At 70.5% G+C, this 25,804-nt stretch carries 17 protein-coding genes; 9 read left to right on the top strand and 8 right to left on the bottom strand.

The window, feature by feature from the left end; all coding sequences use genetic code 11:
- Positions 1–10: 10 nt before the first annotated feature.
- From B5F23_RS01460 to B5F23_RS01450, 3 genes are all read right to left on the bottom strand, one after another.
- Positions 11–982 (bottom strand): hypothetical protein, encoded by a 972-nt coding sequence (locus B5F23_RS01460; RefSeq protein ID WP_206392176.1) that lies wholly within the window; start codon positions 980–982, stop codon positions 11–13.
- Positions 983–1,065: 83 nt separating this feature from the next.
- Positions 1,066–2,211 carry an aldo/keto reductase gene (locus B5F23_RS01455; protein WP_087350789.1) on the bottom strand — a complete coding sequence of 382 codons (1,146 nt, stop codon included), beginning with the start codon at positions 2,209–2,211 and terminating at the stop codon, positions 1,066–1,068.
- Positions 2,212–2,283: 72 nt separating this feature from the next.
- Positions 2,284–3,354 carry a hypothetical protein gene (locus B5F23_RS01450; protein ID WP_087350786.1) on the bottom strand — a complete coding sequence of 357 codons (1,071 nt, stop codon included), beginning with the start codon at positions 3,352–3,354 and terminating at the stop codon, positions 2,284–2,286.
- Between the two features lie 98 nt (positions 3,355–3,452).
- Here B5F23_RS01450 and B5F23_RS01445 point away from each other — a divergent pair, with 98 nt between their 5' ends.
- Positions 3,453–4,391, top strand: a complete 939-nt coding sequence (locus B5F23_RS01445; protein WP_087350781.1) for an SPFH domain-containing protein — start codon at positions 3,453–3,455, stop codon at positions 4,389–4,391.
- Between the two features lie 74 nt (positions 4,392–4,465).
- Here the strand turns inward: B5F23_RS01445 and B5F23_RS01440 are convergent, their stop codons facing one another.
- The 4 genes from B5F23_RS01440 to B5F23_RS01425 form a co-directional block, all read right to left on the bottom strand.
- Complete coding sequence (locus B5F23_RS01440) at positions 4,466–7,405, bottom strand: ABC transporter permease (protein ID WP_143786331.1); 2,940 nt, start codon at positions 7,403–7,405, stop codon at positions 4,466–4,468.
- Between the two features lie 5 nt (positions 7,406–7,410).
- The gene (locus tag B5F23_RS01435; RefSeq protein WP_087350774.1) at positions 7,411–8,091 is read right to left on the bottom strand and encodes an ABC transporter ATP-binding protein; all 681 of its coding nucleotides are present in this window, start codon (positions 8,089–8,091) and stop codon (positions 7,411–7,413) included.
- Positions 8,092–8,571: 480 nt separating this feature from the next.
- Entirely contained in the window at positions 8,572–9,618 is a 1,047-nt protein-coding gene (locus B5F23_RS01430) for a sensor histidine kinase (protein ID WP_241145762.1), read from the bottom strand.
- A complete protein-coding gene (locus B5F23_RS01425) occupies positions 9,615–10,310 on the bottom strand; it encodes a response regulator transcription factor (protein ID WP_087350771.1) in 696 nt (231 codons plus the stop codon). The genes B5F23_RS01430 and B5F23_RS01425 overlap by 4 nt, the downstream gene beginning before the upstream one ends.
- 226 nt (positions 10,311–10,536) lie before the next feature.
- On the opposite strand from B5F23_RS01425, the gene B5F23_RS01420 reads away from it, so the two are divergent.
- Positions 10,537–12,351 carry a carbon starvation CstA family protein gene (locus B5F23_RS01420; RefSeq protein ID WP_087350768.1) on the top strand — a complete coding sequence of 605 codons (1,815 nt, stop codon included), beginning with the start codon at positions 10,537–10,539 and terminating at the stop codon, positions 12,349–12,351.
- 103 nt (positions 12,352–12,454) lie between these two features.
- Here the strand turns inward: B5F23_RS01420 and B5F23_RS01415 are convergent, their stop codons facing one another.
- Positions 12,455–13,102 (bottom strand): M48 family metallopeptidase, encoded by a 648-nt coding sequence (locus tag B5F23_RS01415; RefSeq protein WP_206392174.1) that lies wholly within the window; start codon positions 13,100–13,102, stop codon positions 12,455–12,457.
- A gap of 323 nt (positions 13,103–13,425) precedes the next feature.
- Here B5F23_RS01415 and B5F23_RS01410 point away from each other — a divergent pair, with 323 nt between their 5' ends.
- The 7 genes from B5F23_RS01410 (at position 13,426) to tagD (ending at position 25,662) form a co-directional block, all read left to right on the top strand.
- Positions 13,426–14,793 (top strand): FtsX-like permease family protein, encoded by a 1,368-nt coding sequence (locus B5F23_RS01410; protein ID WP_241145761.1) that lies wholly within the window; start codon positions 13,426–13,428, stop codon positions 14,791–14,793.
- A gap of 420 nt (positions 14,794–15,213) precedes the next feature.
- Positions 15,214–18,447, top strand: a complete 3,234-nt coding sequence (locus B5F23_RS01405) for an ABC transporter ATP-binding protein/permease (RefSeq protein ID WP_087350758.1) — start codon at positions 15,214–15,216, stop codon at positions 18,445–18,447.
- Positions 18,448–18,482: 35 nt separating this feature from the next.
- Positions 18,483–21,905: an FtsX-like permease family protein gene (locus B5F23_RS01400; RefSeq protein WP_087350755.1), complete on the top strand. Its 3,423-nt coding sequence runs from the start codon at positions 18,483–18,485 to the stop codon at positions 21,903–21,905.
- Positions 21,906–22,120: 215 nt separating this feature from the next.
- Positions 22,121–22,513: a hypothetical protein gene (locus B5F23_RS01395; protein ID WP_087350752.1), complete on the top strand. Its 393-nt coding sequence runs from the start codon at positions 22,121–22,123 to the stop codon at positions 22,511–22,513.
- A 113-nt stretch (positions 22,514–22,626) separates the two neighbouring features.
- Complete coding sequence (locus tag B5F23_RS01390) at positions 22,627–23,799, top strand: CDP-glycerol glycerophosphotransferase family protein (RefSeq protein WP_087350749.1); 1,173 nt, start codon at positions 22,627–22,629, stop codon at positions 23,797–23,799.
- Positions 23,796–25,103 (top strand): CDP-glycerol glycerophosphotransferase family protein, encoded by a 1,308-nt coding sequence (locus tag B5F23_RS01385; RefSeq protein ID WP_087350746.1) that lies wholly within the window; start codon positions 23,796–23,798, stop codon positions 25,101–25,103. Before B5F23_RS01390 ends, B5F23_RS01385 begins: the two co-directional genes overlap by 4 nt.
- Positions 25,104–25,218: 115 nt before the next feature.
- Positions 25,219–25,662, top strand: coding sequence for a glycerol-3-phosphate cytidylyltransferase (gene tagD, locus B5F23_RS01380; RefSeq protein ID WP_342586912.1), 444 nt, complete (start codon positions 25,219–25,221; stop codon positions 25,660–25,662).
- Positions 25,663–25,804: the final 142 nt, after the last annotated feature.

Genomic DNA, 25,804 nt, shown 5'->3' with positions numbered 1-25,804 from the left:
CGGACCAGCGCTACCAGCTGCGGCGGTTGAAGAACGTGAGGCGGGGCAGGCGGCCGCGGTAGGGGCTCACGAAGTCCTCCTCGCCGATCTGCTCGGAGGCCTCGACGTCGGCGGGGACGCTCTCCACGACCCCGGTGGGCACGTCGGCGACGGGCATGTCGGTGATGTCGGGGACCACGGTCGCAACGGGCGCCTGCTCGCCCGCCGCCTCGGCGGCGGCCTCGGCCTTCTCGCGGTAGCGGACCATCATGTCGCGCTGCAGCTCGACGACGCTCGGCGGGGCCCAGATGAGGGCGTTGGCGCCGGCGGCGACGGTCGCCGCCGCGCTCGCGTCGTCGCGCCCTCCGGTGGCGATGATCGGCAGTGCGGGGAAGGCGGCGCGCAGCTCCGCGATGACCTCGGCGGTCCGTCGCCCGGCCGCCACGTTGACGATGCGCGCCCCCGCCTGGATCTTCTCGGCCGCCTCGTTGTCGAAGCGGGTGATCGTGGCGATGACGGGGATGTCCACGGTCGAGACCACCTGCGCCACCATCTCGGGCGTGGCGGGGGAGTTGAGCACGACGCCGGCCGCGCCCTGCATCTCCGAGACGGCGGCGAGCTCGGCCGCGCGCCGGCCCGTCGTGGTGCCGCCGCCGACGCCCACGAACAGGGGCGCCTCGGCCACCGTGAGCAGGGCCTGCGTGATGGCGGGCTGCGCGGTGAAGGGGTAGACGGCGAAGATGGCGTCGGCGTTGGAGTTGCGGATGGCGGCGACGTCGGTCGAGTAGAGCAGGGTGCGGATGCGGCGCCCGAAGAGCGTGAAGCCGCTGCACGCCTCGTAGTTGTCCGGCACGCGCAGCGGGGCCTTGCGGAGGCGCCCCTCGATGGGGGCCGGGCCGTCGGCGGCGGGGACCAGGTCGTGGCCGGCCTGGCCGGAGGGGAAGATCCCCGTGTGGATCCCCAGCCCGGAGGCGTTGTTCTTCTCGGTGCTCAGCTCGCTCATGAGGCCTCCTCGGCTCGGGCGGATGGTTTGACCAAAGTTTTGTTCCCCGTTGCGGGCGGCTCTATTCACTCGCCCCGCGCCGCCTAGCCCTGCGTCTCGAACTCGGCCGCCACCTCGCGCAGCAGCTCGCGGATCGGGAGGTGCTGGGGGCAGGCCCGCTCGCAGGCGCCGCAGCCCACGCACTCGGACGCCAGCCCGTGCCCGTTTCCGGTGTGGACCGAGCGGTAGTAGAAGCCGGCCGAGCCCTCGCCGTAGGCGCGGCGCGCGTCGAGGCAGGAGAAGACGTCGGGGATGTTGATCTTCTTGGGGCAGCCGTCGACGCAGTAGCGGCAGGCGGTGCACCCCACGGTGTTCTGCCCGCGCAGGATCTCGGCCACGCGCTCCACGGCGGCGAGCCCCGCCCCGTCGAGCGGCTCGAGCGGGCTGAACGTCGCGACGTTGTCGCGGACCATCTCCATCGACCCCATGCCCGAGAGCACCATCTCGACCCCGGGGAGGCCGGCGGCGAAGCGCAGCGCCCAGCTCGCCGCCGAGCCCGGCCCCGCCTCGGCGAGCACGGACGCGGCCTCGGGCGGCAGGTTCACGAGCCGGCCGCCCTTGACCGGCTCCATCACGATCACGGGCTTGCCGTGCGCGGCAGCTACCTCGCGGCAGGCGCGCCCCTGGATGACGCCCGAGTCGTAGTCGAGGTAGTTGAGCTGGAGCTGTACGAACTCGACGTCGGGGTTCTCGGTCAGGATCTTGTCGAGAAACGCGGCGGAGCTGTGGAAGGAGAGCCCCACGTGCCGCACGAGCCCGGCGCCGCGCGCCGCGAAGGCCTCCTCGTAGGCGCCGCACTCGCGGTACTTCCCGTAGTTGCCCATGCCCTGGGAGTGCATGAGGTAGTAGTCGAAGTGGTCGACGCCGCAGGCGCGCAGCTGGTCCTCGATGAGCGGCCGCACGTCCTCGCGACGCTCGAAGGAGCCCGGGGAGAGCTTGTCGGCGAGAAGGAACTCGGAGCGGTCGTGGCGCGCGCAGAGGGCGGCCGCCACCGCGCCCTCGGAGCCTCCGGAGTGGTAGGGGCGCGCGGTGTCGAAGTAGTTGAGGCCGCCGTCGAGAAACGCGTCGACCAGCTCGCAGAACGACGCGACGTCGACGCCCCCGTCATCGGCCAGCGGCAGCCGCATGCAGCCAAAGCCCAGCTTGCCGCGCGCCTCCGCGAACGGTCCCGTCGTGACGTCCCTGCCCATGAGGCCCCCTTCCCTCGGATGTACCGGCGACATTGTACGCTTCTCGCCGGGCGGGACGGGGCGGGGCGCGGCCTAGTAGGCGCCCAGCGCGGACTCGAGCGAGGAGGCCAGGTCCTGCTCGTCCACGACCCACCCGTCCGAGCCGCGGGTGAGGTACGCGCTCACGAGCGTGCCCTCGCCGGCCTCGGAGCGCCCGAGGGCCTCGTCGAACGCGGACGCCAGGTGCGCGCGCTGGCCCTCGTCGGGCAGGGCGACCTCCCCGTAGCCGTAGTCGCCCCACAGCCCGTTGTCGGAGAGGTAGGAAGAGACGGACCCGTAGAAGTCCCAGACGAAGGCGTTGGCGTCGGGCGCGCTCAGGTAGGCGTAGGCGGTCGCCTCGTCGCCGTAGACGTAGGCGGAGTCAAGCGAGAAGCTCGTGCGCTCGAGCGTCGACGTGGCCCACGCGTCGGGGTCGACCCCGAGCTCGGAGCACGTGTAGCCGGTGAGCGAGAGGAGCTTGTCGTCGAGGTAACCGGCAAGGAGCTCGTGCGCCTCTCCGCCGGACGGGTCGGCGAGAAGCTCCTCGAGCCGCCGGCCGAGCGCCTCGCGCGCGGCCAGGGCGCCGGCGTCCTCGTCCCCGGCGGGGCCGTCGTCGCCGCCGTTGCTGACGAGGTAGGAGACGGAGGAGACCGTCGAGGAGACGTCCGAGAGCCCGGAGGGCGCCGCGGGGTCGTCGTCTCCCTCGGACAGGAGCGCGCCGGCGAACGAGGCGAGCGAGCCCAGGATCGAGATGGTCACGACCACGGCGACGACCGCGCGGAGGCGTGCGGCGAGGCGGGACGTGCCCGAGACGGGGCTCTCCTCGAGGCCGCGGGGCTCGACTCCACGCACCTCGGCCTCGCGCGCCTCGGCACGGCGAGCGGCCCTGCGGCGGCGCCGCGGCTCGTGCGTCGAGGGCGCGTCGTAGGAGTGTCCCCCCGTCGTGGGGGCCTGGTAGTTGTCGTCGGACTTGTGCGGCGTGCCGTCGGGGTCCCCGTGCGGGGCGTAGGAGACGCCCTCGCCCTCCTCCAGGGGCTCCGGGTCGTCCCAGGGCAGCTCGGGCTCCCCGGCGTTGAAGGGGTCGACCTGGGATTCGCTTGCACGGGAGAGTCTCAGCGCAGACACGGGGTCCCCTTCCTTACGCACGCCTGTCGGTTTCAGTATAGCCCCGGGGGGTCTGTACGGCTATGCTAGACGGACGCAGACCGTTCTAAGGAGCGCCCATGTTCGAGGGAATCGTTGGCTTCATCGTGCTTCTGCTCGTCATCTTCCTGGTCGTGGGGATCGTGACCGGAAACCTCTTCTACGTCGTCAAGCAGCAGCACGCCGTCATCATCGAGCGGCTCGGCAGGTTCCACAGGATCGTCGGCGCGGGCTTCCACGCCAAGATCCCGTTCGTGGACCGCAAGGCGGCCACGGTCAGCCTGCGCACGATGAAGAACGGCTTCAACATCGACGTCAAGACCGAGGACAACGTCACCATCGGCCTCGAGATCTCCGCGCAGTACCACGTGAGCTACGAGCGCGGCAACTCCCCGCAGGAGTCCGGCGTCTACAAGAGCTACTACATGCTCCAGCAGCCCGTGGCGCAGATGCGCGACTTCATCACCGACGCCCTGCGCTCGTCGATCCCGGTCTACACGCTCGACGAGGTCTTCGCCAAGAAGGACGACATCGCCAAGGACGTCAACGCCACCGTCTCCGAGCAGATGGACGCCTACGGCTTCACGCTCGTCTCGACGCTCATCACCAAGATCGCGCTGCCCGCCGAGGTCGAGGACTCGATGAACCAGATCAACGCCGCCCAGCGCACCAAGGCGGCCGCGCAGGACCTCGCCGAGGCCGACCGCATCCGCCGCGTGACCGAGGCCGTGGCAGAGGCCGAGGCCATGGAGAAGGCCGGCGAGGGCATCGCCAACCAGCGCAAGGCCATCGCCGCGGGCATCAAGGAGTCGCTCGAGACCATCCAGGAGACGGGCGTGGGCAACTCGGAGGCCAACCAGCTGTTCATGTTCACGCAGTGGACCGAGATGATGGGGGAGTTCGCCAAGACGGGCAAGGCCTCGACGGTGGTGCTCCCGAGCGACTTCACGCAGACCGCGAGCATGTTCGAGCAGATGCTCGCCGCCGGCCAGGCGACGCAGGACGGTACGGAGAAGTAGCCCTTCGAGGACGTGCGGGTTGCGGACGAATTCTCGAGCCAAAGCGTCAAGAGGCTGCGTCTTGTGGGAGGGCGCTAGAGGGCATCGGCCCGTAGGGCCTCGACGAGGTTCATGGCGTGGGTCTTTCTCAGCGCGTAGAGCGCGCTCGCGGCGAGGACGAGCGCCACCACGGCGCAGGACAGCGCGACGTGGCCCCAGGGCATGTCGAAGGCGAGCGTTCCGATCGAGAGGCTCATGGCCTGGAAGAGCGCCACGTTGACGAGCGCGGCGAGCGCCACGCCGCCGACGAGCCCCTTCGCCGCGAAGTCGGCGCACTCGAGCACGATCATGCGTCGGAAGCTCCTTCTCCCCATGCCCGCGCTCTGCAGCACGGCGAACTCGCGCGTGCGCAGCATGAGCGCGGAGGCGATGGTGTTGAAGACGTTCGCGACGGCGATGGCCATCGTGATGGCGGTGAAGCAGTAGAGGAACACGACGATCGTGTACTCCATGGAGCGGCTCTCGCGGGCGAGCTCGGCGAGGTTGGTCGAGCCGCTGACGACGAGGTCGTCGTGACCGGCGATGGTCTCCTCGACGTCGGAGAGCGCCCGGACGTCGTCCGCCCCCGCGGCCACGTCCATGTAGTAGGCCACGCTGAAGTTGCGAACCGCCCCCGCCGCCTCGCTCGCCGCGACCGCGCGCTCGGGCATGAGGACGGTGACCGAGTTGGCGGAGCGCAGGAGGCTCGCGCCCGCGGGGAAGGAGTCGCCCAGATCGTCGACGCAGGCGGCGACGCTCACCTCGACCTCTCCGAGGCCCGCCTCCTCGGGTGTCGCCACCAGGACGGTCCCCTCGCTGTCGTCCACCGTGAGGACGCCGTAGACGGCCTGGCCGTCGGCGAAGGTCGTGCCGACCCACTGGTCGTCCGGGAGAGCCTCGGGCTCCGCGAGCAGGCTCAGGCGCTCGACGCCCGGCTCGAGCGGCGCCACGGTCCCGTAGGTGTTCCCGTCGTTGACGTCGACGGCATTCAGGACCACGCAGGAGAGGTTCGCCGGGTCGGCCTCGCTGCCGCCGACCCCCAGCTCGGAGGCCATCTCTCGCCAGGTCGCGTCGTCCACCAGGTGCACGATGGCCTGGGCGTAGCCCTCGGGCGTGCCGTAAGGGTCGTAGGAGCTGCGCTCGGAGAAGGTCGCGAGCGCGTCTGCGCTCATGTAGGCGGGGTCCACGCGGATCCCCGACGTCCCGGTGGCGATCGCGCTCGCACGCTCGATGCCGCCGACCTTGGAGATCTCCCCGACGAGCTCGTTCATCCGCGCCACGGGGGCGTCCTCGACGGTTCCCGTGAAGCCGCCCTCCGGGGTCACGTAGACGTTGAGGTCGGCCGACCCGGTGTCGATGTAGGACGTGGACGCGCCGAGGTAGTCCCCGATCAGGCCCGCCGTGACGAGCAGCGCAACGGACACGGCGAGGGAGACGGCCGCGACCCGCGACTTGCCCGCGGATACGTCCAGGGTGCGCCGGGCGAGAAACGCCGGCATGCCGCCGAGTCGCGCGGCCAGGCCGCGGGGGCGGCTCCCGTCCGCGGAGAGGTCGTCCATCGCGCCCCTCCTGCGTGCGAAGGCCCTCTGCAGGCGGCGGCTCGGGCGCACGTCGCGGGCGGAGCGGATGGCGTCGACGGCGGAGACGCGGCCCGCCCGCGCGGCCGGGGCCCAGGCGCTCACGACGAGCGTCACCGCCGAGAGCGCGACGGCGAGCGCGAGGTCCCCCGGACGCACGACGAGCCCGACGGAGACGCCCTCGCCGAGCATGGCTGACCAGCCCTCGGCCGTGAGCGCGAAGGCGACCGCGGCGCCGGCCAGGCCCAGGCAGACCCCGACCGGGATGGCGGCGAGCCCGAGCACCGCCGCCTCGGTGAGGACGGTGCGCCTGAGCTGGCGGCGGGAGGCCCCGAGGGAGGAGAGCAGGCCGAACTGCCGCGTGCGCTCCGAGATGGAGATGGCGAAGGAGTTGGAGATGAGCGAGACCGCGGCGACCATGATAACGACGGCGAGGGTCGCGGCGATCATCTCGAAGGACTGGGTCACGCCGAGCTCGCGCTCGAGGCCCTGGTACATGAGCAGCGTCCTGTTGGACTGGAACGAGTCGACGCCGATCGCCGCCAGCTCGTCGCTCATCTGGGCGCTGCTCTGGTAGCCGGTGGTCGAGAGGTAGGCCGTGCTCACGACCTCGCCCGAGGCCGTGGCGGCGCCCTCCTCGGGGCACACGAGCGCCACGTTGCCGCTCGCGTAGGAGGGGTCGTAGAAGCCGACGACGGAGTAGGTGCGCGGGGAGCCCACGTCGACGAGCGACTCGTCCCCCTCGAAGTAGGTTGCCCCGGAGCGGAAGCTGTAGGACGGGTCGCCCGCCGCAACCCGGCGGCCGAGCGCGAGCGTGACGCGCGAGCCGAGCTCGATCGCCCCGTCGCTTACGGCGCACGAGCCCACGTCCCCGACGCTCGAGGCGCCTCCCGTGAGCGTCTGCCCCCTCAGGTAGGAGGGGAGGCAGATCTCCCCGGGGGCCTCCGGCAGGCGGCCTTCGGTGGCCTCGGGCATGCGCGTCACGTCAAACGCCTCGTCGCCGGCCGCGTGGGCCGTGCCGCCCTGCTCCAGGGGGAGGCCCATGACGCCGAGGAAGGTGCCTAGGCTCTCCGCGTCGGCGGCGGACAGCGGGGCGGCGCCGAGGTCGCGCTCCACGGCCAGGCGGTCGAGGTGCTCGCCCATCTGCGCGCGGAGCTCGTCGATCTTCTCGGCGTCCGTGTACTGGAAGGCGAGCTGGTACACGCCGTCGGTGGCGCGCGTGCGGTCCATCAGGCCCTGGCGCAGGCTGGAGACGCTCGCGAGGACCGCGGTGAGCAGCCCGGCGGCGAGCGCGATGCCGACCACGGTGACGACGGTGCGCATGCGGTTGGCGGCGAGCGAGCGCAGGGTGAAGCGGGTGAAGATGGCCCCGGGCGTCCCGCCGGCGCGGCGCGCGCCCCTCGGTCCGTGTCCCGTCACGCCGATCACCTCGCCCTCGTGTCGGAGGCCACGCGGCCGTCCTCGAGCGCTATCACGCGGTCTGCCGAGAGGGCGATGTCCTCGTCGTGGGTGATGACGATGAGCGTCTGGCCGAGCTCGCGGTTCGACTTGCGCAGCAGGTGCATGATCTCGGCGGAGTTCTTGGAGTCGAGGTTGCCGGTGGGCTCGTCGGCAAGCACCACGGCCGGGGCGTTCATGAGGGCGCGCCCGATGGCGACGCGCTGCTGCTGGCCGCCGGAGAGCTGGTTGGGGAGGTGGTGCTCGCGCCCCTCGAGGCCGAGCACGTGGAGCATGTTCTCGAGGCGCGCCTGGTTGACGGGGCGGCCGTCCATGAGCACGGGCAGGCACATGTTCTCCACCACGTCGAGCACGGGGACGAGGTTGTAGAACTGGTAGACGAGGCCCACCTCGCGGCGGCGGAAGACGGCCAGCTCCTCGTCGCTGCGGTCGAAGACGTCCTCGCCGTTCACGCGCACGGTGCCCGAGGTGGGGCGGTCGACGCCGCCGATGAGGTGGAGCAGCGTCGACTTGCCCGACCCCGAGCTCCCGATGATGGCCACGAACTCGCCCGCGGCGACGGTGAGGCTCACGTCGTCGAGGGCCCGCACGGCGGTGTCGCCGGCGCCGTAGGTCTTGGTGAGGTGCTCGACCTGGAGAATGTCCATGCTGACTCCCTGAAGGCTGCTTTCAGTGACGATTCTATGGTGCTCCGCACGGCTTGGGCGGCGGTGACGCGCGCGTGACGAATCCGTCACATGGGCCGGCGCGGGGTCGGGGGCCGGGGGAGCGCCCGCGCGCAGGCTCGGGGCACGTCCGGGGCGCGCAGGCGCGCAAACCCGGGGCGATTGGGTGGCATCCTTGATGCTGCCACGTTCTTCTCGCCATGAAATCCACCCAACGGCGAGAAAAACGTGGCAATTCCTGCGTCCCGCTGGCCCCGCGCATCAAGGATGCCACCCAATCGCGGGTGGTTTGCGGCACGGGAGGCGTCCGGGGCGACGCTCGGCGGGGCGGACGCCCAATCGGGCGGGTTTTGTGGCAGCCGGTGGGGGGGCGGCAGCCGGTGAGGCTTGGCAACCGGCAAGGCTTGGCAGCCTGCGGGGCGCGGCGAGCGGGGCGCGGGCGAGAAGGGCCGCGCGGGCGCGCTACACGACGGCCTTGAAGAAGACGATGTCGAAGACGGCGCCGCCCCCGGGCGCGTTGGAGGCGCGCACCGAGCCGCCCTGGGCGGTCACGAGGCTCTTGGCGAGCGCCAGGCCGATGCCGACGCCGGTGGGCTCGACCTCGGAGCCGCCGGCGGTGCCGAGGTCCTTCTCGCCGCCGCGGTAGAAGCGCTCGAAGACGTGCGGCAGGTCCTTCTGCGCGATGCCGGGGCCGGTGTCGGCCACACGCATGCGGAAGGCCAGCGCGTCCTCGGAGCAGCTCACGCGCACGCGCCCGCCGGCAGGGGTGTGCTCGAGGCAGTTCTTGAGGACGTTCTCCAGGGCCTCGGCGGTCCAGGAGAGGTCCCCCTCGAAGCCGGAGCCGGGCGCCACGTCGCGCTCGAGCGTGACGTCGGCGAGGTCGAAGGCCACGGCCAGCGGCTCGGCGGCGCGCTCGACCAGAAGGGCGGCGTCCACGCGGGTGCGCGCGAAGGTCACCACGCCGGCGTCGATGCGCGCGAGCTTGAGCAGCGACGAGACGAGCCACTCCACGCGGTCCTCGAGGCGCTCCATCGTGCGCAGCCGCGCGACCTGGGCCTCGTGGCCGCCCTCGGCCGCAAGCTCGCGCCGCGCCAGCGCCGTCATGAGCGCGAGCGAGGTGAGCGGCGTCTTGAGCTGGTGCGATATGTCGGCCAGCGAGTCCGCCAGGGCGTTCTTCTCGCGCTCGAGGGCCTCGTTGGCGAGGGTGAGGCGGCTCTGCATCTTGTCCAGCTCGGAGGCCAGGATGGCGAGCTCGCCCTCGCGCATGCGCTCGAAGCTCACGTCGCGCGCGCCGTGCAGCACGTCGTCCACCTGCGCCGCCATGCGCTCCAGCGCCCGGTAGCGCGCCCACGTGCTGGCGAGAAACACCACCGCGAGCGCCGCCGCCGTGAGCGCCACGGCCAGCGCCGCCTGCGCGCCGAGCGTGGCCCAGGCCGCCAGCGCGCAGGCGGCCGCCACGAGGGCGAAGGCCGCAAGCGCGCGGAACACCTCCCGGTTGCGCCAGATCACGAGGCGTCCCTCAGGTCGTTGGCGCGATACCCCAGCCCGCGGATGGTCACGATGAGCGTGGGGGCGGACGGGTCGTCCTCGAGCTTGTCGCGCAGGCGCTTGATGTAGACCGAGAGCGTGTTCTCCTCCACGTAGGCGCCCGCGTCGTCCCAGAGGGCGTCGCGCATCATGTCGCGCGTGACGAGCTTGCCGGCGTTCTTGGCAAAGAGCAGCAGCAGGCGGTACTCGAGCGCGGAGAGCGTGACCTCGCGGCCGTCCTTCTCCACGTGGGCGCGGTCGGGGTCAATCTGCACGCGGCCCAGGCGCAGGACCGTGCGCTCGGGGCGGGCGCGGCGGACGGCGGCCTGGATGCGGGCCACGAGCTCGCGCGGGCGGAAGGGCTTGGCCACGTAGTCGTCGGCGCCCATGGAGAGGCCCGTCACGGTGTTGAGCTCGTCGTCGGCGGCGGTGAGGAAGATCACCGGGACGTCCGGCGTGGCGCTCTTGATGGCGCTGCACACGGCGAAGCCGTTGCCCTCGGCCAGCGTGAGGTCCACGAGGGCGAGCGCGTAGTCGGCGTGCGGGCGGCAGGCCAGCTCGACGGCGCCGGCCTGGGTGGGGGAGGAGTCCACGACGTAGCCCTCGTTGGCGAGCAGCTCCGAGAGCCCCTCGACGATCAGCGGGTCGTCCTCGGCGAGCAGGATGCGCAGCATGGGTAGCTCCTTTCGTCTCGTCCGAGTATAGGCGGCGGCGCCCGGGCCGCGCCGTGACGGTTTCGTCACGCGCGCCTTGCCGGAGGGGCGGCGAGCGCGCGGTTTTTCTCGCCAGAAGGATGAACGGCATGTTTCCTGCCGGTTAGCGGTCGGGAACTTTGTGGGATGTGTGGAGAGGCAGGGTGCATCATGGGCGGGCATCAAAACGCTTTCAGGAAGGACACACATGAACGGAATCGTCATCGTGCTCGTGGCCGCCGTGGTGCTCGTGGCCGGCTACGTGCTCTACGGGCGCTGGCTGGCCAAGAGCTGGGGCGTCGACGCGAGCGCCCTCACCCCCGCCAAGCGCCTCGAGGACGACAAGAACTTCTCGCCGGCCTCGTGCTTCACGGCCTTCTCGCACCAGTTCAGCTCCATCTGCGGCGCGGGCCCCGTCACGGGCACCATCGCGGCCATGATGTTCGGCTGGCTGCCGGTGCTGCTGTGGGTGCTCGTGGGCGGCATCTTCTTCGGCGCCGTGCACGACTTCGGCGCGCTGTACGCGAGCGTCAAGAACAACGGCAAGTCGCTCGCCCAGCTCATCGAGAAGTACATCGGCCGCACGGGCCGCAAGCTCTTCCTGATCTTCAGCTGGCTGTTCACGATCATCGTCATCGCGGCCTTCGTGGACATGGTGGCGGGCACGTTCCAGGCCACCTACCTCGCCGACGGCTCCGTTGACGTGGCCAAGTCCTACGCGGGTGGCGCGGCCGGCACGATCTCGATCCTGTTCACGTTCGTGGCCATCCTCTTCGGCTGGGTCAACCGCCGCTTCGGGCTCTCGGGCGCCAAGGAGCTCGTGCTCGCCGTGGTGCTGTTCGTGGCGATGTTTGCCGTGGGCATGCAGGTCCCGCTGTACCTGAGCAAGTTCGGCTGGTTCGCCGTCATCGCGGTCTACCTGCTCTTTGCCGCGGCCATGCCGATCCAGACGCTCAAGCAGCCGCGCGACTACCTCACGTCCATCATGATGATCGTCATGATCGCGTGCGCCGTGGTCGGCATCTTCGTCCTGGGCGCCAACGGCCAGGCGACGATGACCGCGCCCATGGTCGCCGACGTCGCCGCGCTGGCGGACAAGGGCAGCTACATCTTCCCGCTGCTGTTCGTCTCCGTGGCCTGCGGCGCCCTCTCGGGCTTCCACAGCCTCGTCTCCACCAACACCTCCTCCAAGCAGGTCTCCGACGAGCGCGACATGCTTCCCGTGGGCTACGGCGCCATGGTCGCCGAGTCGTTCGTGGGCGTGCTCGCCATCGTCGTGGCCGCCATCATGTTCTCCGACCTCAACACCGCCGGGACGGGCGCGCTCAACAACGGCGTCGCCGCGACCCCGTTCCAGATCTTCTCGCAGGGCGTCGCGCGCGGCATGACGGCCTTTGGCGTCGACGCCACGCTCGCCACGGTGTTCATGACGATGTGCGTCTCCGCGCTCGCGCTGACCTCGGTTGACGCGGTGGCGCGCATCGGGCGCCTCTCGTTCCAGGAGTTCTTCGCCGAGGGCAGCGACGCGGCCGTCGCCGGTCCCGAGCGCGGCGGCCTGGCCCGCGTCTGCTCCAACACCTGGGTCTCCACCGTCGTGACGCTCGTGCTGGGATTCGCGCTCGCCTTTGGCGGCTACAACAACATCTGGCCGCTGTTCGGCGCCTCCAACCAGCTGCTCGGCGGCATGACCATGATCGCGCTCGCCGTGTTCTGCAAGTGCACCGGCCGCAAGGGCTGGATGCTGTACGTACCCGTGGCGTTTCTGCTGGTGTGCACGTTCACGTCCCTCGTGCAGAGCATCATCGGCTGCGTGAACGCGCTGGCGGCGGGCGGTGCGGCCGTCATCGCCACGTCCGGCCTGCAGCTCGTCTTTGCGATCCTGATCGTGATCCTGGGCGTCTTCGTCGCCTACCACTGCCTGAGGGAGCTCTTCGGCAAGAAGGCCGGCTCGCTGCCCGACGAGGAGCCGGAGTGGTCCGAGCTCGGCCGCGAGCGCTGGGGCGCGGAGGCCGCCGAGAAGTAGGCCCGTCGTCTCATGCGTGAGCGCCGCGCGTGCGCCCGGCTCGGGTCCGCTGTCCCGAGCCGGGCGCACGCCTTTCTGGCGTGGACCGTGCGTTTGCCTCGGGCTAACGCGCGCGGGTCGTCTCCTCGGCCAGCTCGCGGGCGTCCCGCCTCAGCAGCGCGCGGGCCGCGCGCTCGTCGGGGTAGGCGCGGGCGAGAAGCTCGTGGAAGCGCGCGTCGTGACTCGGCTCGGCGAGGTGCGTGAGCTCGTGGGCCACCACGTAGTCCAGGCAGGCGGGCGGGTAGGCGGCCAGGCGAACGTTGATGCGGATGCGGCCGGTCGCCGGCGTGCAGGAGCCCCAGCGCGAGGACATGGCGCGCAGCTGCCAGCCAATGGCATGCCGCCCGGTCGCCGCCTCCATGCGCGCCACGACCTCCGGCAGGCGCGCGGCGAGCTCGCGCCGGTAGAGCTCGTCGGGGGTCGTGCCCGCGGGCAGCTCTACGAGCTGCCCCCAGAGCGGCACCCGTCCGTCGGCGGCCGCGACGGCACGCTCCTCTCGCCGGCGCAGGCGCTCGCGCAGCCACGCCTCGTGCGCGTCCAGGAAGCGCTGCGCCTGGGCGAGCGTGCAGCGCTGCGGGATGGAGAGGTGTGCCGAGCCGTCCGCGCGCAGGCGCAGGTTGAGGCGGCGCACGCGCCTGCGCTCCGCCTCGACGGGCACGCCGCCCGCCCCGCCGGCCAAAAGCACCGTGGTTTTTCTCGCCGTGTCTGCCATGGCGGGTAGTGTAGCGCTTGCGCGTCGGGGATTGGAGCGAATTGCGCCCGTTGCCGCCTGCGTCCCGTCGCCTCTTTGGGCTAGGCAAAAAATAACCCACATTTGGTTTTGTGAAGGCGACGTTTTGCCTGTTGGCTCTTTGCCGGAATGCTTCAAATGTGGGTTATTTTTCGCGTGTCGACCAGGGGGGCGTGGGTAGGACCCCCGGCGTCGCCTTTCCTCCTTGCGAAATCCTTAGCTGGCGATAAGCCCGCCCGATGGCGAGCGCCCGCGGTGAGAAGCATGATGGGGGAGTCCAGACCGCCTCGTCGATGGGAGCGACCATGCCCGTGACCCTGCGCCTTGCGCTCGGCAACGTGAGCCGCAGCGTGCGCGACTACTCCGTCTACTTTGCCACGCTCGCGTTTGCCGCCTGCCTGCTGTACTCGTTCAACGCCTCGGGCGACTACCTGATGGCGATGGGACTCAACGAGGCGCAGCTCGCCGTCTTGGGCAAGTCGCGCGACATCCTCGGCGCGTTCTCGACCTTCGTGGTGCTCGTCTTTGCCGTGCTCGTTGCCTACGCGAGCCGCTTCATCGTCCGGCGGCGCGCCGCGGAGTTCGGGCTGTACGGGCTGCTTGGGATGCGAGCGACCCAGCTCGCGGGCATCGTTGCCGCGGAGGGCGTGCTCGTCGGCGTCGCCGCGCTCGCGGCCGGCGTCGCGCTGGGCGCGCTGGCCTCCCCGGCGTTCGGGGCGGTGGCGGCGTTCGTCTTTGGCGTGCCGTGGAGGCTCGCGTGGTCCTTCTCGCCTGACGCGGCGCTCGCCACCTGCGGCTGGTTTGCCGGAATCGAGGGCGCTGCGGTCCTTCTGAGCGTGGTCGACGTGCTGCGCCGGCCGCTCGTTGACCTTATCGAGCGCTCCCGCGCGCCCGAGCGCCTCGTCCTCACGGGGCGGGGCGTCACGCGGGCGCAGGCCGCGCTCGCGGCGGTGCTGCTCGCGGTGGTGTGGGGGTCGTGCGTGGTGCAGCCCGGGCTCTTCATCTTCCTCATCCTGCCCATGGGCTGGATGGCCTATGTGGCGACCTCCCTCGTCTTTCGCCTGGTCGCCTCGCGTGTGCCGGCGCGCATGCGCCGCCGGGAGCGCTACTGGGAGGGGCTGCGCGCCTTCGCGCTGCGTCAGCTCGAGGGGCACGTCTCGACGAGCTGCCAGGCGCTCTCCTGCACGTGCGTGCTGCTGTCCTGCGCGGTGTGCATGGTCTGCGCGGGGCTCGCGTTCTCGGTGGGGCAGCGCGCGGCCGGCGCGGTCGACCCGGGCGCGCTCGCGGAGGCGTCGCTCGCGCCGATTGGCTACGTGGGGATCTTCTACGGGGAGTCGTTCCTCGTGGCCGCGGCGGCGGTGCTTGCGCTGCAGCAGGTGAGCCAGGCCGCGGACGGGCGGCGCGCGTACGCGACGCTCGCCGAGCTCGGCGCTGACCCGAAGGAGATGCGCGCCGCGGTGCGCTCCCAGGTGGGGGCGGCCTTCGCGCTGCCCGCGGCCATGGCGGTCGCGCACGACCTCGTGGGGCTCCTGCTCGTGCGCCAGCTCGCGATGGGCGTCTCCGACGGGGTGTTCGCCGCCATCGCCGCGCTCTCGCTCGGTGGCACGCTCGCGCTTCTCGGCCTGTACTACCTGCTGTGCGTTCGCGAGTGCCGCCGCGTGCTGCTGGGGTAGGCGCTGGGCCGCGCGTCACGGCACGCGGCCCGGCGCCCCCGGCTGGGTTCCATGGCGAGAAGAACGTGCGGCTTGCGGTCGCTCTGCGGTGTCAGACCGTCCGCAACCTGCGCGCACCGCTCGCACGTGCAGGTTGCGGTCGCTTTGCGCCCTCGGACCGTCCGCAACCTGCACGTTCTTCTCGTACGTGCAGCTTCCGGTCGATTCCGACTCCCAAACCGTCCGCAACCTGCACGTCTCTGCCGCGCGTGCAGTTTCCGGTCGGTCTGGCCCCGGAAATCGTCCACAACCTGCACGCATCACCCCCGGCAGAAACCCCGGCGCTTTGGTTTTGAATCGAATTCGAATACTGGTGTCTCCCGGGACGGCGCTTTGGGTACGCTATTCGAATCAGCACGTCAGCTCTCCCGCGGAGGCCCCATGCTCGAGCTCAGAGACATCTGCAAGCGCTACGTCACGCCCTCGTTCACCCAGGTCGCGCTCGACCACGTCTCGGTTGCCTTCCGCGACAACGAGTTCGTGGCCGTTCTCGGCCCCTCCGGCTCCGGCAAGACCACGATGCTCAACATCGTGGGCGGCCTGGACCACTTCGACGAGGGCGACCTCGTGATTGACGGCATCTCCACCCGCAAGTACCGCGACCGCGACTGGGACGCCTACCGCAACAACCGCATCGGCTTCGTGTTCCAGAGCTACAACCTCATCCCGCACCAGACCATCCTCGCCAACGTCGAGCTCGCGCTCACGCTGTCGGGCGTGGGCCGTGCCGAGCGTCGCCGGCGAGCGCTCGACGCCCTGGCGCGCGTGGGGCTCGCCGACCACGTCAACAAGCGGCCCAGCCAGCTCTCGGGAGGCCAGATGCAGCGCGTCGCCATCGCGCGCGCCCTCATCAACGACCCCGAGATCCTGCTCGCCGACGAGCCCACCGGGGCGCTCGACTCCGTGACCTCGGTCCAGGTGATGGACCTGCTCAAGGAGGTCGCGCGCGACAGGCTCGTCGTCATGGTCACGCACAACCCCGAGCTCGCGCGCAGATACGCCACGCGCATCGTCGAGCTCGCCGACGGGCACGTCACGGCCGACTCCAACCCCTTCGACCCGAGGGACGCCGCGCGGCGCGAGGCCAAGCAGGCGAGAAGAACCTCGATGTCGTTTCTCACCGCGCTCGGCCTGTCCTTCAACAACCTCATGACCAAGAAGGGCCGCACCATCATGACGGCCTTCGCCGGCTCGATCGGCATCATCGGCATCGCGGCCATCCTCGCGCTCGCCAACGGCGTGAACGAGTACATCGCGCGCGTGGAGGAGGACACGCTCTCGAGCTACCCGCTCTCGATCACCAAGCAGAGCATGGACGTCTCGGGGATGCTCTCGGAGGACCCGTCCTCGTCGGGCGGGGGGCAGGCCGACGCGTCCTCCTCCGAGGCCGACGAGGGCGGCTCGACCTCCATCCCCGAGTACATGATGCTCACGGACATGTTCGCCTCGGTGGGCTCAAACGACCTCTCCGGCCTCAAGAGCTACCTCGAGTCGGGCGAGTCGGGGATCGAGAGCTACGTCAACGCGATCCAGTACGACTACGGCCTGACCCCGCTCGTCTACTCCTCCGACACCGAGTCGGGCGTGACCCAGCTCAGCCCCAACGCGCTCTCCACCACGATGACCGGCGGGGCTTCGGGCACGGCAACCGCGGGCATGAGCTCGGGCATGAGCGTCTTCAACGAGATGATCGACGACCAGGCGCTCCTCGAGTCCCAGTACGACGTGGTGGCCGGCCGCTGGGCGACCGAGCCGGACGAGTGCGTGCTCGTCCTCACGCAGAGCGGGCGCATCTCCGACTACACCCTCTACGGCATCGGCGTCCTCGACCCCGCCGAGCTCACGCAGATGGTCTCGTCCGCCATGAGCGGGACGGCGGGGGAGACCGAGGTGGAGCAGCAGGAGGTCGACTTCACCTACGACGACGCCCTCAGCCTCAGCTTCAAGGTCATCGGCCCCGCGGACGCCTACCGCAGAAACTCCGAGACGGGGGGCTGGACGGACATGTCCTCCGACGAGGACTTCATGCGCGCCGCCGTCGATTCCGGGCTCGACCTCCACGTCGTGGGCGTCGTCCGGCCCAACGAGAGCGGCGACGCCAAGGCGCTCTCCGCCGGCATCGCCTACACCCACGGCCTCACCGAGGCCCTGATGGAGCGCGCGGCGAGCTCGGAGATCGTGCAGCAGCAGCTCGCCGACCCCGAGACCGACGTCTTCACCGGCAAGAGCTTCGAGACGCTCCAGGAGGAGGCCCGCAAGGGGGTCGACCTCGAGAGCCTGTTCACGGTCGACGAGGCCGCGCTCCGCTCCGCCTTCTCGTTCGACACGAGCGGCCTCGAGGCGGCCTTCGACCCGTCCGGGATCGACCTCTCCGGCGTGAGCGTCGACCTCTCGGGCGTGGCCGACCAGGTGGACGTGGAGTCGCTCGTGGCCGGCGTGCCGAGCCCGGACTTCTCGTCCATCCTCGACCAGCAGCTCGCCGACCCGCCGCTCACGCTCGACCAGCTCGAGGAGGCCACGCGCCTGGGGGGCGAGCTCGCGCAGGGCTTCGTCGCCTGGTGGGGCGAGAACGCGGGCGCGCTCGACCCCGACGACCCCGAGTTCGTGCAGAAGGTGGTCGACCACTTCGAGCAGTACCTGGCGACCGAGGAGGCCCAGGGTCTTCTCGCCCAGATCAACGCCGTCGCCGGCCAGCCGGTGCGCGAGCGCGTCCAGCAGATCGTCTCGGCCTACGTCTCGGACGACCTCGCCCCCTACCTGCAGACCTTCCTCCAGAGCATGTCCACCCAGATCGGCGACGCCATATCGTCCCAGCTCCAGGCGTCCATCTCGCAGGCGCTGTCCGCCTATGCCTCGCAGGTCGCCGGCGGCCTCCAGGGCCTCCAGGACGCCTTCTCCGTGAACGCCGAGGCGCTCGCCTCGGCTGTCCACTTCAACATGGACGCCGAGGACCTCACCTCGCTCATGGAGAGCTACGCCAACGCGAGCCAGCTCACCTACGACAACAACCTCCAGACGCTCGGCTACGCGACGGAGGACGACCCGGCGGCGATCCAGATCTACCCCAAGGACTTCGAGGCCAAGGAGCAGGTGCTCGCCTCCATCGACGCCTACAACGAGCGGCAGCGTGCCGCGGGCAACGAGGACGGCGTCATCACCTACACCGACTACATGGGCATCATCATGGGGTCGGTCACCGACATCGTGAACATGATCTCGCTCGTGCTCATCGCCTTCGTGAGCATCTCGCTCGTGGTGAGCTCGATCATGATCGGCATCATCACCTACATCAGCGTGCTCGAGCGCAAGAAGGAGATCGGCATCCTGCGCGCGATCGGCGCCTCCAAGAGAAACGTCGCCAGCGTCTTCAACGCGGAGACCTTCATCGAGGGGCTCATCTCGGGCGTCTTCGCCATCGCCGCCGTGGTCGGCGTCTCGGTGCCGATCAACGCCTGGGTCGCCCAGAGCTTTGCGGTCGAGAACATCATGAGCCTGCCGTGGCAGTCCGCGGCGGCGCTCGTGTGCGTCTCGGTCGTGCTCACGCTCGTGGCCGGGCTCATCCCGAGCTCCGCCGCGAGCCGCCGCGACCCGGTCGAGGCGCTGAGGAGCGAGTAGCGGGTCGGGTCTCCGGGGCCGGGAGGGGGGAGCTGATGAGGGCGTTCACGACGGGGATAGCGCGCAGCGTCCGCTCCTCACTCGGGCGCTTCCTGGCGATCGCGGGAATCGTCGCCCTGGGCTGCGGGTTCTTCGCGGGCCTGCGCATGTGCGGCCCCGACATGCGCGCCGCCGCGGACGCCTACTACGACGGCACCCTGCTCTGGGACCTGCGCGTGGTCTCGACGCAGGGTCTGGGCGAGAAGGACCTCGAGCGCCTGGCGCAGGTCGGCGGCGTCCGCGCGGTGGCCGGGTCGACCTCGGTCGACGTGATGGCGCGCGTGGGGTCGGAGCAGGTCGCCGTGCGCGTCGCGACGCTGCCCGGGGAGTACGCGCACGGCGGGGAGCCCGACGTCAACCGCCTCGAGCTCAGAAGCGGCCGCTGGCCGAGCGCGCCGGGGGAGTGCGTGGTCTCCGCGGACAACCCCGCGCTCCCCGCGAGCCCCGGCGACGTCGTAGGCGTGCTCTCTGAGGCGGGTGGATCGGGGCTGCTCGCGGTGGACGAGCTCACGGTGGTCGGCACGGTGAGCTCGTCCGCGTACCCCTACACGGTGAGCTTTGGGTCAACGACGCTCGGCTCCGGGACGATCGACCAGTACGCCTTCGTTGCCCCGGGGACGTTCTTCGAGGACGCGCCCTACACAGAGGCCTACCTCACCGTGTCCGGCGCCTCCCCGCACGAGAGCGGCGGCGAGAAGTACGAGCGGGTCGTGGGTGACGTGCGCTCCGCGCTCGAGGGCGAGGCGGGCGCGCTGGCCGCGGCACGCGCCGAGGATCTGCGCTCCGAGGCCCAGGCACAGGTCGACGACGCCCGCGCCGAGCTCGAGGCGAGCCGCACGGCTGCGGAGTCGGAGCTCTCCGACACGCGCTCGGTACTCGACGCCGCTGCCGCGGAGATCGCGGACAGCCGCGCTCGCCTCGCGGAGGGCCGCACGGCCTACGCCGGCGCGGCGGCGCAGCTCGAGGCACACCGCGCAGACGCCCAGGCCCAGCTCTCCGCAGCCGCGGACCAGCTCGACGCCGCCCAGGCCGAGCTCGACGCGCAGGTCGTCTCGCTCGACCAGCAGGAGGCCGCGGCCGAGCAGGCGCGCTCCGCATACGAGGCCGGGGTGCCGGAGCTTCTCGCCGCGCTCGGTGAGCAGGGCCTTGCGGCGTCGGACCTCGACGGTGCGCGCTCGGCGCTCTCCTCCGCGCTCGACGAGGCGTCCTCCGCCCGCGCCCGGCTCACGGACCTCATGGCCCCTCTCGAGCAGCTCGAGGCCGCGGGCACCATCACGGAGCAGCAGCGGGCGCAGCTCGAGGCGGCGCGGGCGCAGGCGGCGCAGCTGGACGAGGGGGTGGCGGCACTCACCGCGACGAGCCAGCAGGCGGACCAGCTCGCCTCGGCGCGCGACGCCGTCCTGTCCTACGACGCCGCCCGCTCCCAGGCCGCGCAGGCCCAGGCGGACATCGACGCGGGACGCTCGGAGCTCGAGGCGCGCCGCTTTGAGGCGGAGTCCCAGCTGTCCGAGGCGCAGGCGTCCCTCGACGCCTCCGCGGCGGAGCTCGCGTCGGGGGAGGCCCGCCTCGAGGAGTCGCAGGCCGCCCTCGAGGAGGGCGAGGCGGCCTGGCAGGCGGCCAGCGCCGACGCGCAGGCGCGCCTGGACGAGGCTGCCGCGCGCGTCGACGAGGCGCAGGCCCAGGTCGACGCGATCGAGCCCGGGGAGCTCTACGTGCTCGACCGCACGCAGAGCGAGGGCGCGGCGACCTACCAGGCGGACTCCGAGCGCATGGATACCATCGCGACGGTCTTCCCCTTCATGTTCTTCCTGGTGGCGGCCCTCGTGGCGCTCACCACGATGACGCGCATGGTCGAGGACGAGCGCGGGCAGATCGGCACCTACAAGGCGCTCGGGTACGGGACGGCGAGGATCGCGAGCCGCTACCTCGCCTACGCCGCCTCGGCCGCGACGGCCGGCGCGGCCCTCGGCACCCTCGTGCTCACGCAGGTGCTCCCGCTCGTGATTATGTCCGCCTACGGCATCATCTACGCGGTCCCGCTACCCTCCCTCCCGCTGCCGGTGGACCCGGCGGTCGCGCTCTCGTCGGGCGGGCTGGGCGTGGGCGTCACGCTCGTGGCGACCTGGGCCGCCGTGGTCTCGGCGGTGCGCGAGACGCCGGCGTCGCTCATGCAGCCCCGCGCCCCCAAGGCGGGCCGCCGCATCCTGCTCGAGCGGGTCGGGCCGCTCTGGCGCCGCCTGTCCTTCCTGCGCAAGGTCGCCGCGCGCAACCTCTTCCGGTACAAGAGGCGCCTGTTCATGACCGTCGTGGGCATCTCGGGGTGCACGGCCCTGCTGCTCGTGGGCTTTGGTCTGCACGACGCCATCTGGGACATCATAGACAACCAGTTCGGAGGGGTCCTGCACTACAACGCCACCGTCACGCTCGGGGAGGGGTCCGAGGCGGGAGACGTCTCCGAGGTGGCCTCGGAGCTCGGGGCCGCGGGGGCCACCGACCTCGCCCACGTCGAGCTGCTGAACCTCCAGGCGGGGTCGGCGTCCTCGGACGGCGCGCTCGCCGTGCAGGTGGTCGTCCCGGAGGACGCGTCAGACCTCGCGCGGGCCGTGACGCTGCGCGAGCGCGTGACGCAGGAGGCGGTGCCCCTCCCGGCCGACGGGGTCCTTCTCGCCGAGAAGACCGCGAGCAAGCTGGGCGTGGTCCCCGGTGACACGGTGACGCTCTACGCGCAGGACGCCATCGGCAACGCGAGCGGGGACGGGGCGGAGCTGACCGTGGCCGGCATCGTCGAGAACTACGTGGGCAACGTGGCCTACCTCGGCAGGGGACGTCTGGGCGAGCTCTCCCGGGCCGGGGTCTCCGGCGCGGCCGAGCCGTCCTTCTCGACGGTCTACGCGAGCGTGGGGGCGGACGCGGCGGCGCGCGAGGCCCTCTCCGAGCGCCTGGAGGCGACCGGGCTCGTCTCCACGGTGACCTTCACGGACGAGACGGTGGACATGTACCGCAGCATGCTCTCCGCGGTGGACCTGATCGTGGCCGTCCTCATCGTCTCTGCCGCCGCGCTCGCGTTCATCGTGCTCTACAACCTGACCAACATCAACGTCAGCGAGCGCGTGCGCGAGATCGCCACGCTCAAGGTGCTCGGCTTCAGGAGGGGCGAGGTCTACGCCTACATCTTCCGCGAGATCTTGATCTTGGCCCTGATCGGCGACGTTGCCGGCCTCGCGCTCGGAACGTGGCTCGAGGGCTTCGTCGTGGTGACGGCCGAGGTCGACCTCGTGATGTTCGGGCGCCAGATTCACCCGGCGAGCTACGCCTACGCCTTCGCGCTGACGCTCGTCTTCGCGGGGCTCGTCATGCTCGCGATGCGCCGCAAGCTCGACCGCGTGAGCATGGTGGAGAGCCTGAAGTCGGTGGAATAGGGCCACCCGCCGGGCGCGACACCCTTGGACCCGCAGTCGGTTGGCTAATAAATGTTCGAATGGTCACGTTTTCGCAGGTAAGGAACAGGCGGACCGTACTTCTCGCCAGTTTGACCGCCAGTCGACTGCGTAGCAAACCCCGCTCCCGTCACGTCTGCCGCGCCCCGGGCGCGACGGAGCGCTATGCTTGTCTGCGGACGTCGAGAGGAGCGCGCATGCTGCAGAGGGACTACATCCTGGAGATCATCGACGAGTTCGTGGGCGGCGTCTCGGACGCGCTCAGGAGGGCGCTCGCCGGCGAGGACGGAGCCCGCGCGGACGTGGAGCGTCAGGTCGCGGAGCTCCTGGAGCTCGACCCGCAGACCGCGCTGGCCCTCTCGCCCGACTCGCTCGTCACGATGATGGTGCTCTCCGGGATGGGTGACAGCGTGGCCTCGTACGTGTGCTACGCGCTCGACCGCCTCGCGACGGTCTACGACCGCGCCGGCGACGAGGACACGGCCGGCCTCCGCCGCCTTCAGGCGCGCGCCGTGGCCGAGTCCTTCGGCTGCGACCCCGCCGAGCCTCCCGCCGAGCTCGCCGCGCTCGACGCCGAGCTCTTCTCGTAGGGGAGGTACGTCTTTTGCCCCGCTTTCTGACTTTTTTGTCATGGGAGTGTTAGGGAGCAGTAAGAAAGCCTTAAACTTCTGTGGTCACGGAAGTCGAGGGCGAGAGGGGCGCAATGGAGCTGGTCGCATGTCTGATGCGCCTGGTGTTTCGCCTCTGCTCCCTGTTTCCCCAGCAGCGCAAGATCGTCCTGCTCTCCCGGCAGTCGGCCCGGCCGCTCGACTTCGTCCTTCTCGAGCCCGAGCTCGCGCGCCGGTTTCCCGACCGCAGGATCGTCTGGTCGTGCGTGACGTCCATCGGCGAGATGAGCCTCCCGCTGATGCTCTTCCAGATCTGGCACGTCGCCACCGCCGAGCTCTGCCTCGTCGACGGCTACGTGCCCGCCGTCTCGACCCCGTACGCCCACCGCTGCGTGGTGGTGCAGGTGTGGCATGCGCTCGGCGCGATAAAGAGGTTCGGGTACCAGTCGCTCGACACGCCCGCGGGCCGCTCCTCGCGCGCCGCGCGCACCCTCAGGATGCACCGGGGCTACGACCTCGTCGTCGCCGGTCTCCCGGGCGCCGTTGCGTCCTTCTCCGAGGCCTTTGACATCCCCGCCGAGAAGATCCTCCCGCTGGGGCTTCCCCGCGTGGACTACCTCCTCTCGCCGGACCTGGAGCCAACGCGCTCGCGGCGCTTCGCCAGGGCGGGCCGGGCGGCGGAGGCCGCCTTCTCGCGCGTGGGCGCAGCGGGCGACGGCTGGCGCACCGTCGTGTACGCCCCGACGTTTCGCAAGGCCAACGCCGACTCCCGGTGGCTCGAGCACGCCGTCACCTCGCTGTGCTCCGCGCTCGCCGGCACCTCGAGCAGGTTGCTCGTGGCCGGCCACCCGCTCGACGACCTGCCCGAGGGGGCGTTCGACCTCGGCACGCCTGTCGTCGGCCTGCGCGGCGTGGCCACGATCGACCTCCTCCACCTCGCGGACTTCGTGGTGACCGACTACTCCACGGTCGCCTTCGAGGCGGGCTTCGCCGGGTGCCGGGTCCTGTTCTTCGTCCCTGACATCGACGAGTACCGCCTCTCGCCGGGCCTCAACGTGGACCCGCTCGTCGAGCTGCCGGAGATCTCCTTCGTCGACGCCGCCGGGGTTGCCGGGGTCGTGACGGGGACGACTCCCTATGACGCAGAAGCCTTCGAGTCCTTCATGGCGAGAAGCGCGCAGGGCGTGGGCGTCGGCGCGATCGAGAGGATCTCCGACGTCCTCGAGCGCGGGCTTTCCCGCGTCGAGGCGAGGGAGGAGATGGCGTGAGGACCGTCGGACGCGTGAGGGGGCTTGTGCGCGCCGCGGGTCTGGGGATTCTTCGTCACCTGCCGAGGACGCGCCTGGCCGTGCGCAAGGCGTACTGGTCACACGAGGGGCGCAAGTACGACCGCCTGGCCGCGGCGAACCCCGTCGACGGACGCCTCGTGTTCTTCGAGTCGTTCGGAGGGAGGTCCTTCTCGTGCTCCCCGCGGGCCATCTACCTGAAGATGCTCGAGCAGGAGCGCTTTGCCGACTACCGCTTCGTGTGGAGCTTCAAGGGTGCCGAGCGAGCCGAGCGCGCACGGGACGAGGCCCTTCTCGCCAACGAGCGAACGAGCGTGGTGAAGCGGGGGTCCGAGGACTACTTCCGCGCCCTCGCCACGGCCAAGGTGCTCGTGCTCAACACGCGCCTTCCCGAGTACGTGACGCCCAAGGAGGGGCAGGTCTTCGTGCAGTGCTGGCACGGCACGCCCCTCAAGCGCCTGGGCTACGACGTCCAGATAGAGACCACCAACGCGCTCAACACCACCAGCGAGCTCGCCGACCGCTTTGGCATGGACGCCCGGAAGTGGACCTACCTGCTTTCGCCCTCGCCCTACTGCTCGCGCCACCTCGCGGACGCCTTCGGCCTGCCCGAGGAGCGTCGTGGTGAGGTGGTGGTCGAGGAGGGCTACCCCAGAAACGACGAGCTCGCGCTCGCCGCCGCAGACCCCGCCCAGCGCAGGCGCTCCGAGCTGCGCGCGCTGCTCGGCGTGCCCGAGGGACGGAGGGTGCTCCTGTACGCGCCCACCTGGAGGGATGACTCGTACCAGGCGGGAGTGGGCTACACCTTTGACTACCTCATCGACTTCGACGAGCTGCGCCGCGAGCTGGGGGAGGAGTGGGTGGTCCTGTTCCGCCCGCACTACTACATCGCCAACCACTTTGACTTCTCCGCCTACGAGGGCTTTGTCGTCGACGTCTCCGCGTGGGACGACGTGAACGAGCTCTACATCGCTGCCGACGCGCTGGTCACGGACTACTCGAGCGTGATGTTCGACTACGCGATTCTTCGTCGCCCGATCATGCTCTTCGCGCCCGACTACGAGAAGTACGCGAGCGACATCCGGGGATTCTACTTCGACCTCTCGGAGATTCCCGGTCCGTGCTGCGTGCGGACCGACGTGCTCGTCGGGGAGCTTCGTGACCTCGACGGGTACTGGGAGCGCTACGGGGCCGCCTACGACGCGTACGTGCGGCGCTTCTGCCCCAAGGACGACGGCCACGCTGCGGAGCGCGTGATCGAGCGCGTGTGGGGCCAGGGTGCGTAGGCCGTGCTCCCGCCGTCGCTCCGATCGGGCCGCTGGCCGGCCCAGGCTTGAACACGTCGGCTTCATGTCAGTAACATGTTATCGTTTGATAAGGTTTTGAGCAGGGGGTCATTGGATGTCCGACGCACCTAACGCGCACTTCTCGTCCGGGGACGACTACAAGGGGATTCGTCGCGTGCTGACCTACGGCACGTTCGACCTGCTGCACTACGGTCACATCCGCCTGCTGCGCCGTGCGGCCGCGCTGGGCGACTACCTCGTGGTCGCGCTCTCGACCGACGAGTTCAACGCCTCGAAGGGCAAGCAGAGCTTCTACTCCTACGGGGTGCGCAAGGAGATGCTCGAGGCCATCCGCTACGTTGACCTCGTGATTCCCGAGGAGAGCTGGGAGCAGAAGGTCTCCGACATCCAGACCTACCACATCGACACGGTCGTCATGGGTGCCGACTGGGCGGACAGCCCGCGCTTCGACTACCTCAGGGACTACTGCGACCTCGTCTTCCTCGACCGCACGGACGGCATCTCCACGACCGACGTGAAGGCCGAGCTTAGGGAGTAGGGTCACGACGGGGAATTGGAGCTGCGTGCGTGCTGTTCTCGAGCGCCGTATTCATCTTGGCATTTCTGCCCGTCAGTCTCGTGCTCTACCATCTCTCGCCGGGACGCCGGGTCAAGAATCTCGTGCTTCTCGCCCTCTCGCT

It is taken from the genome of Olsenella sp. An188 (assembly GCF_002160255.1).
In the GTDB taxonomy this organism is placed as follows: domain Bacteria; phylum Actinomycetota; class Coriobacteriia; order Coriobacteriales; family Atopobiaceae; genus Thermophilibacter; species Thermophilibacter avistercoris.
The sequence above is the reverse complement of the archived record's forward strand: the minus strand, read 5'-3'. Positions and strand labels throughout refer to the sequence as shown.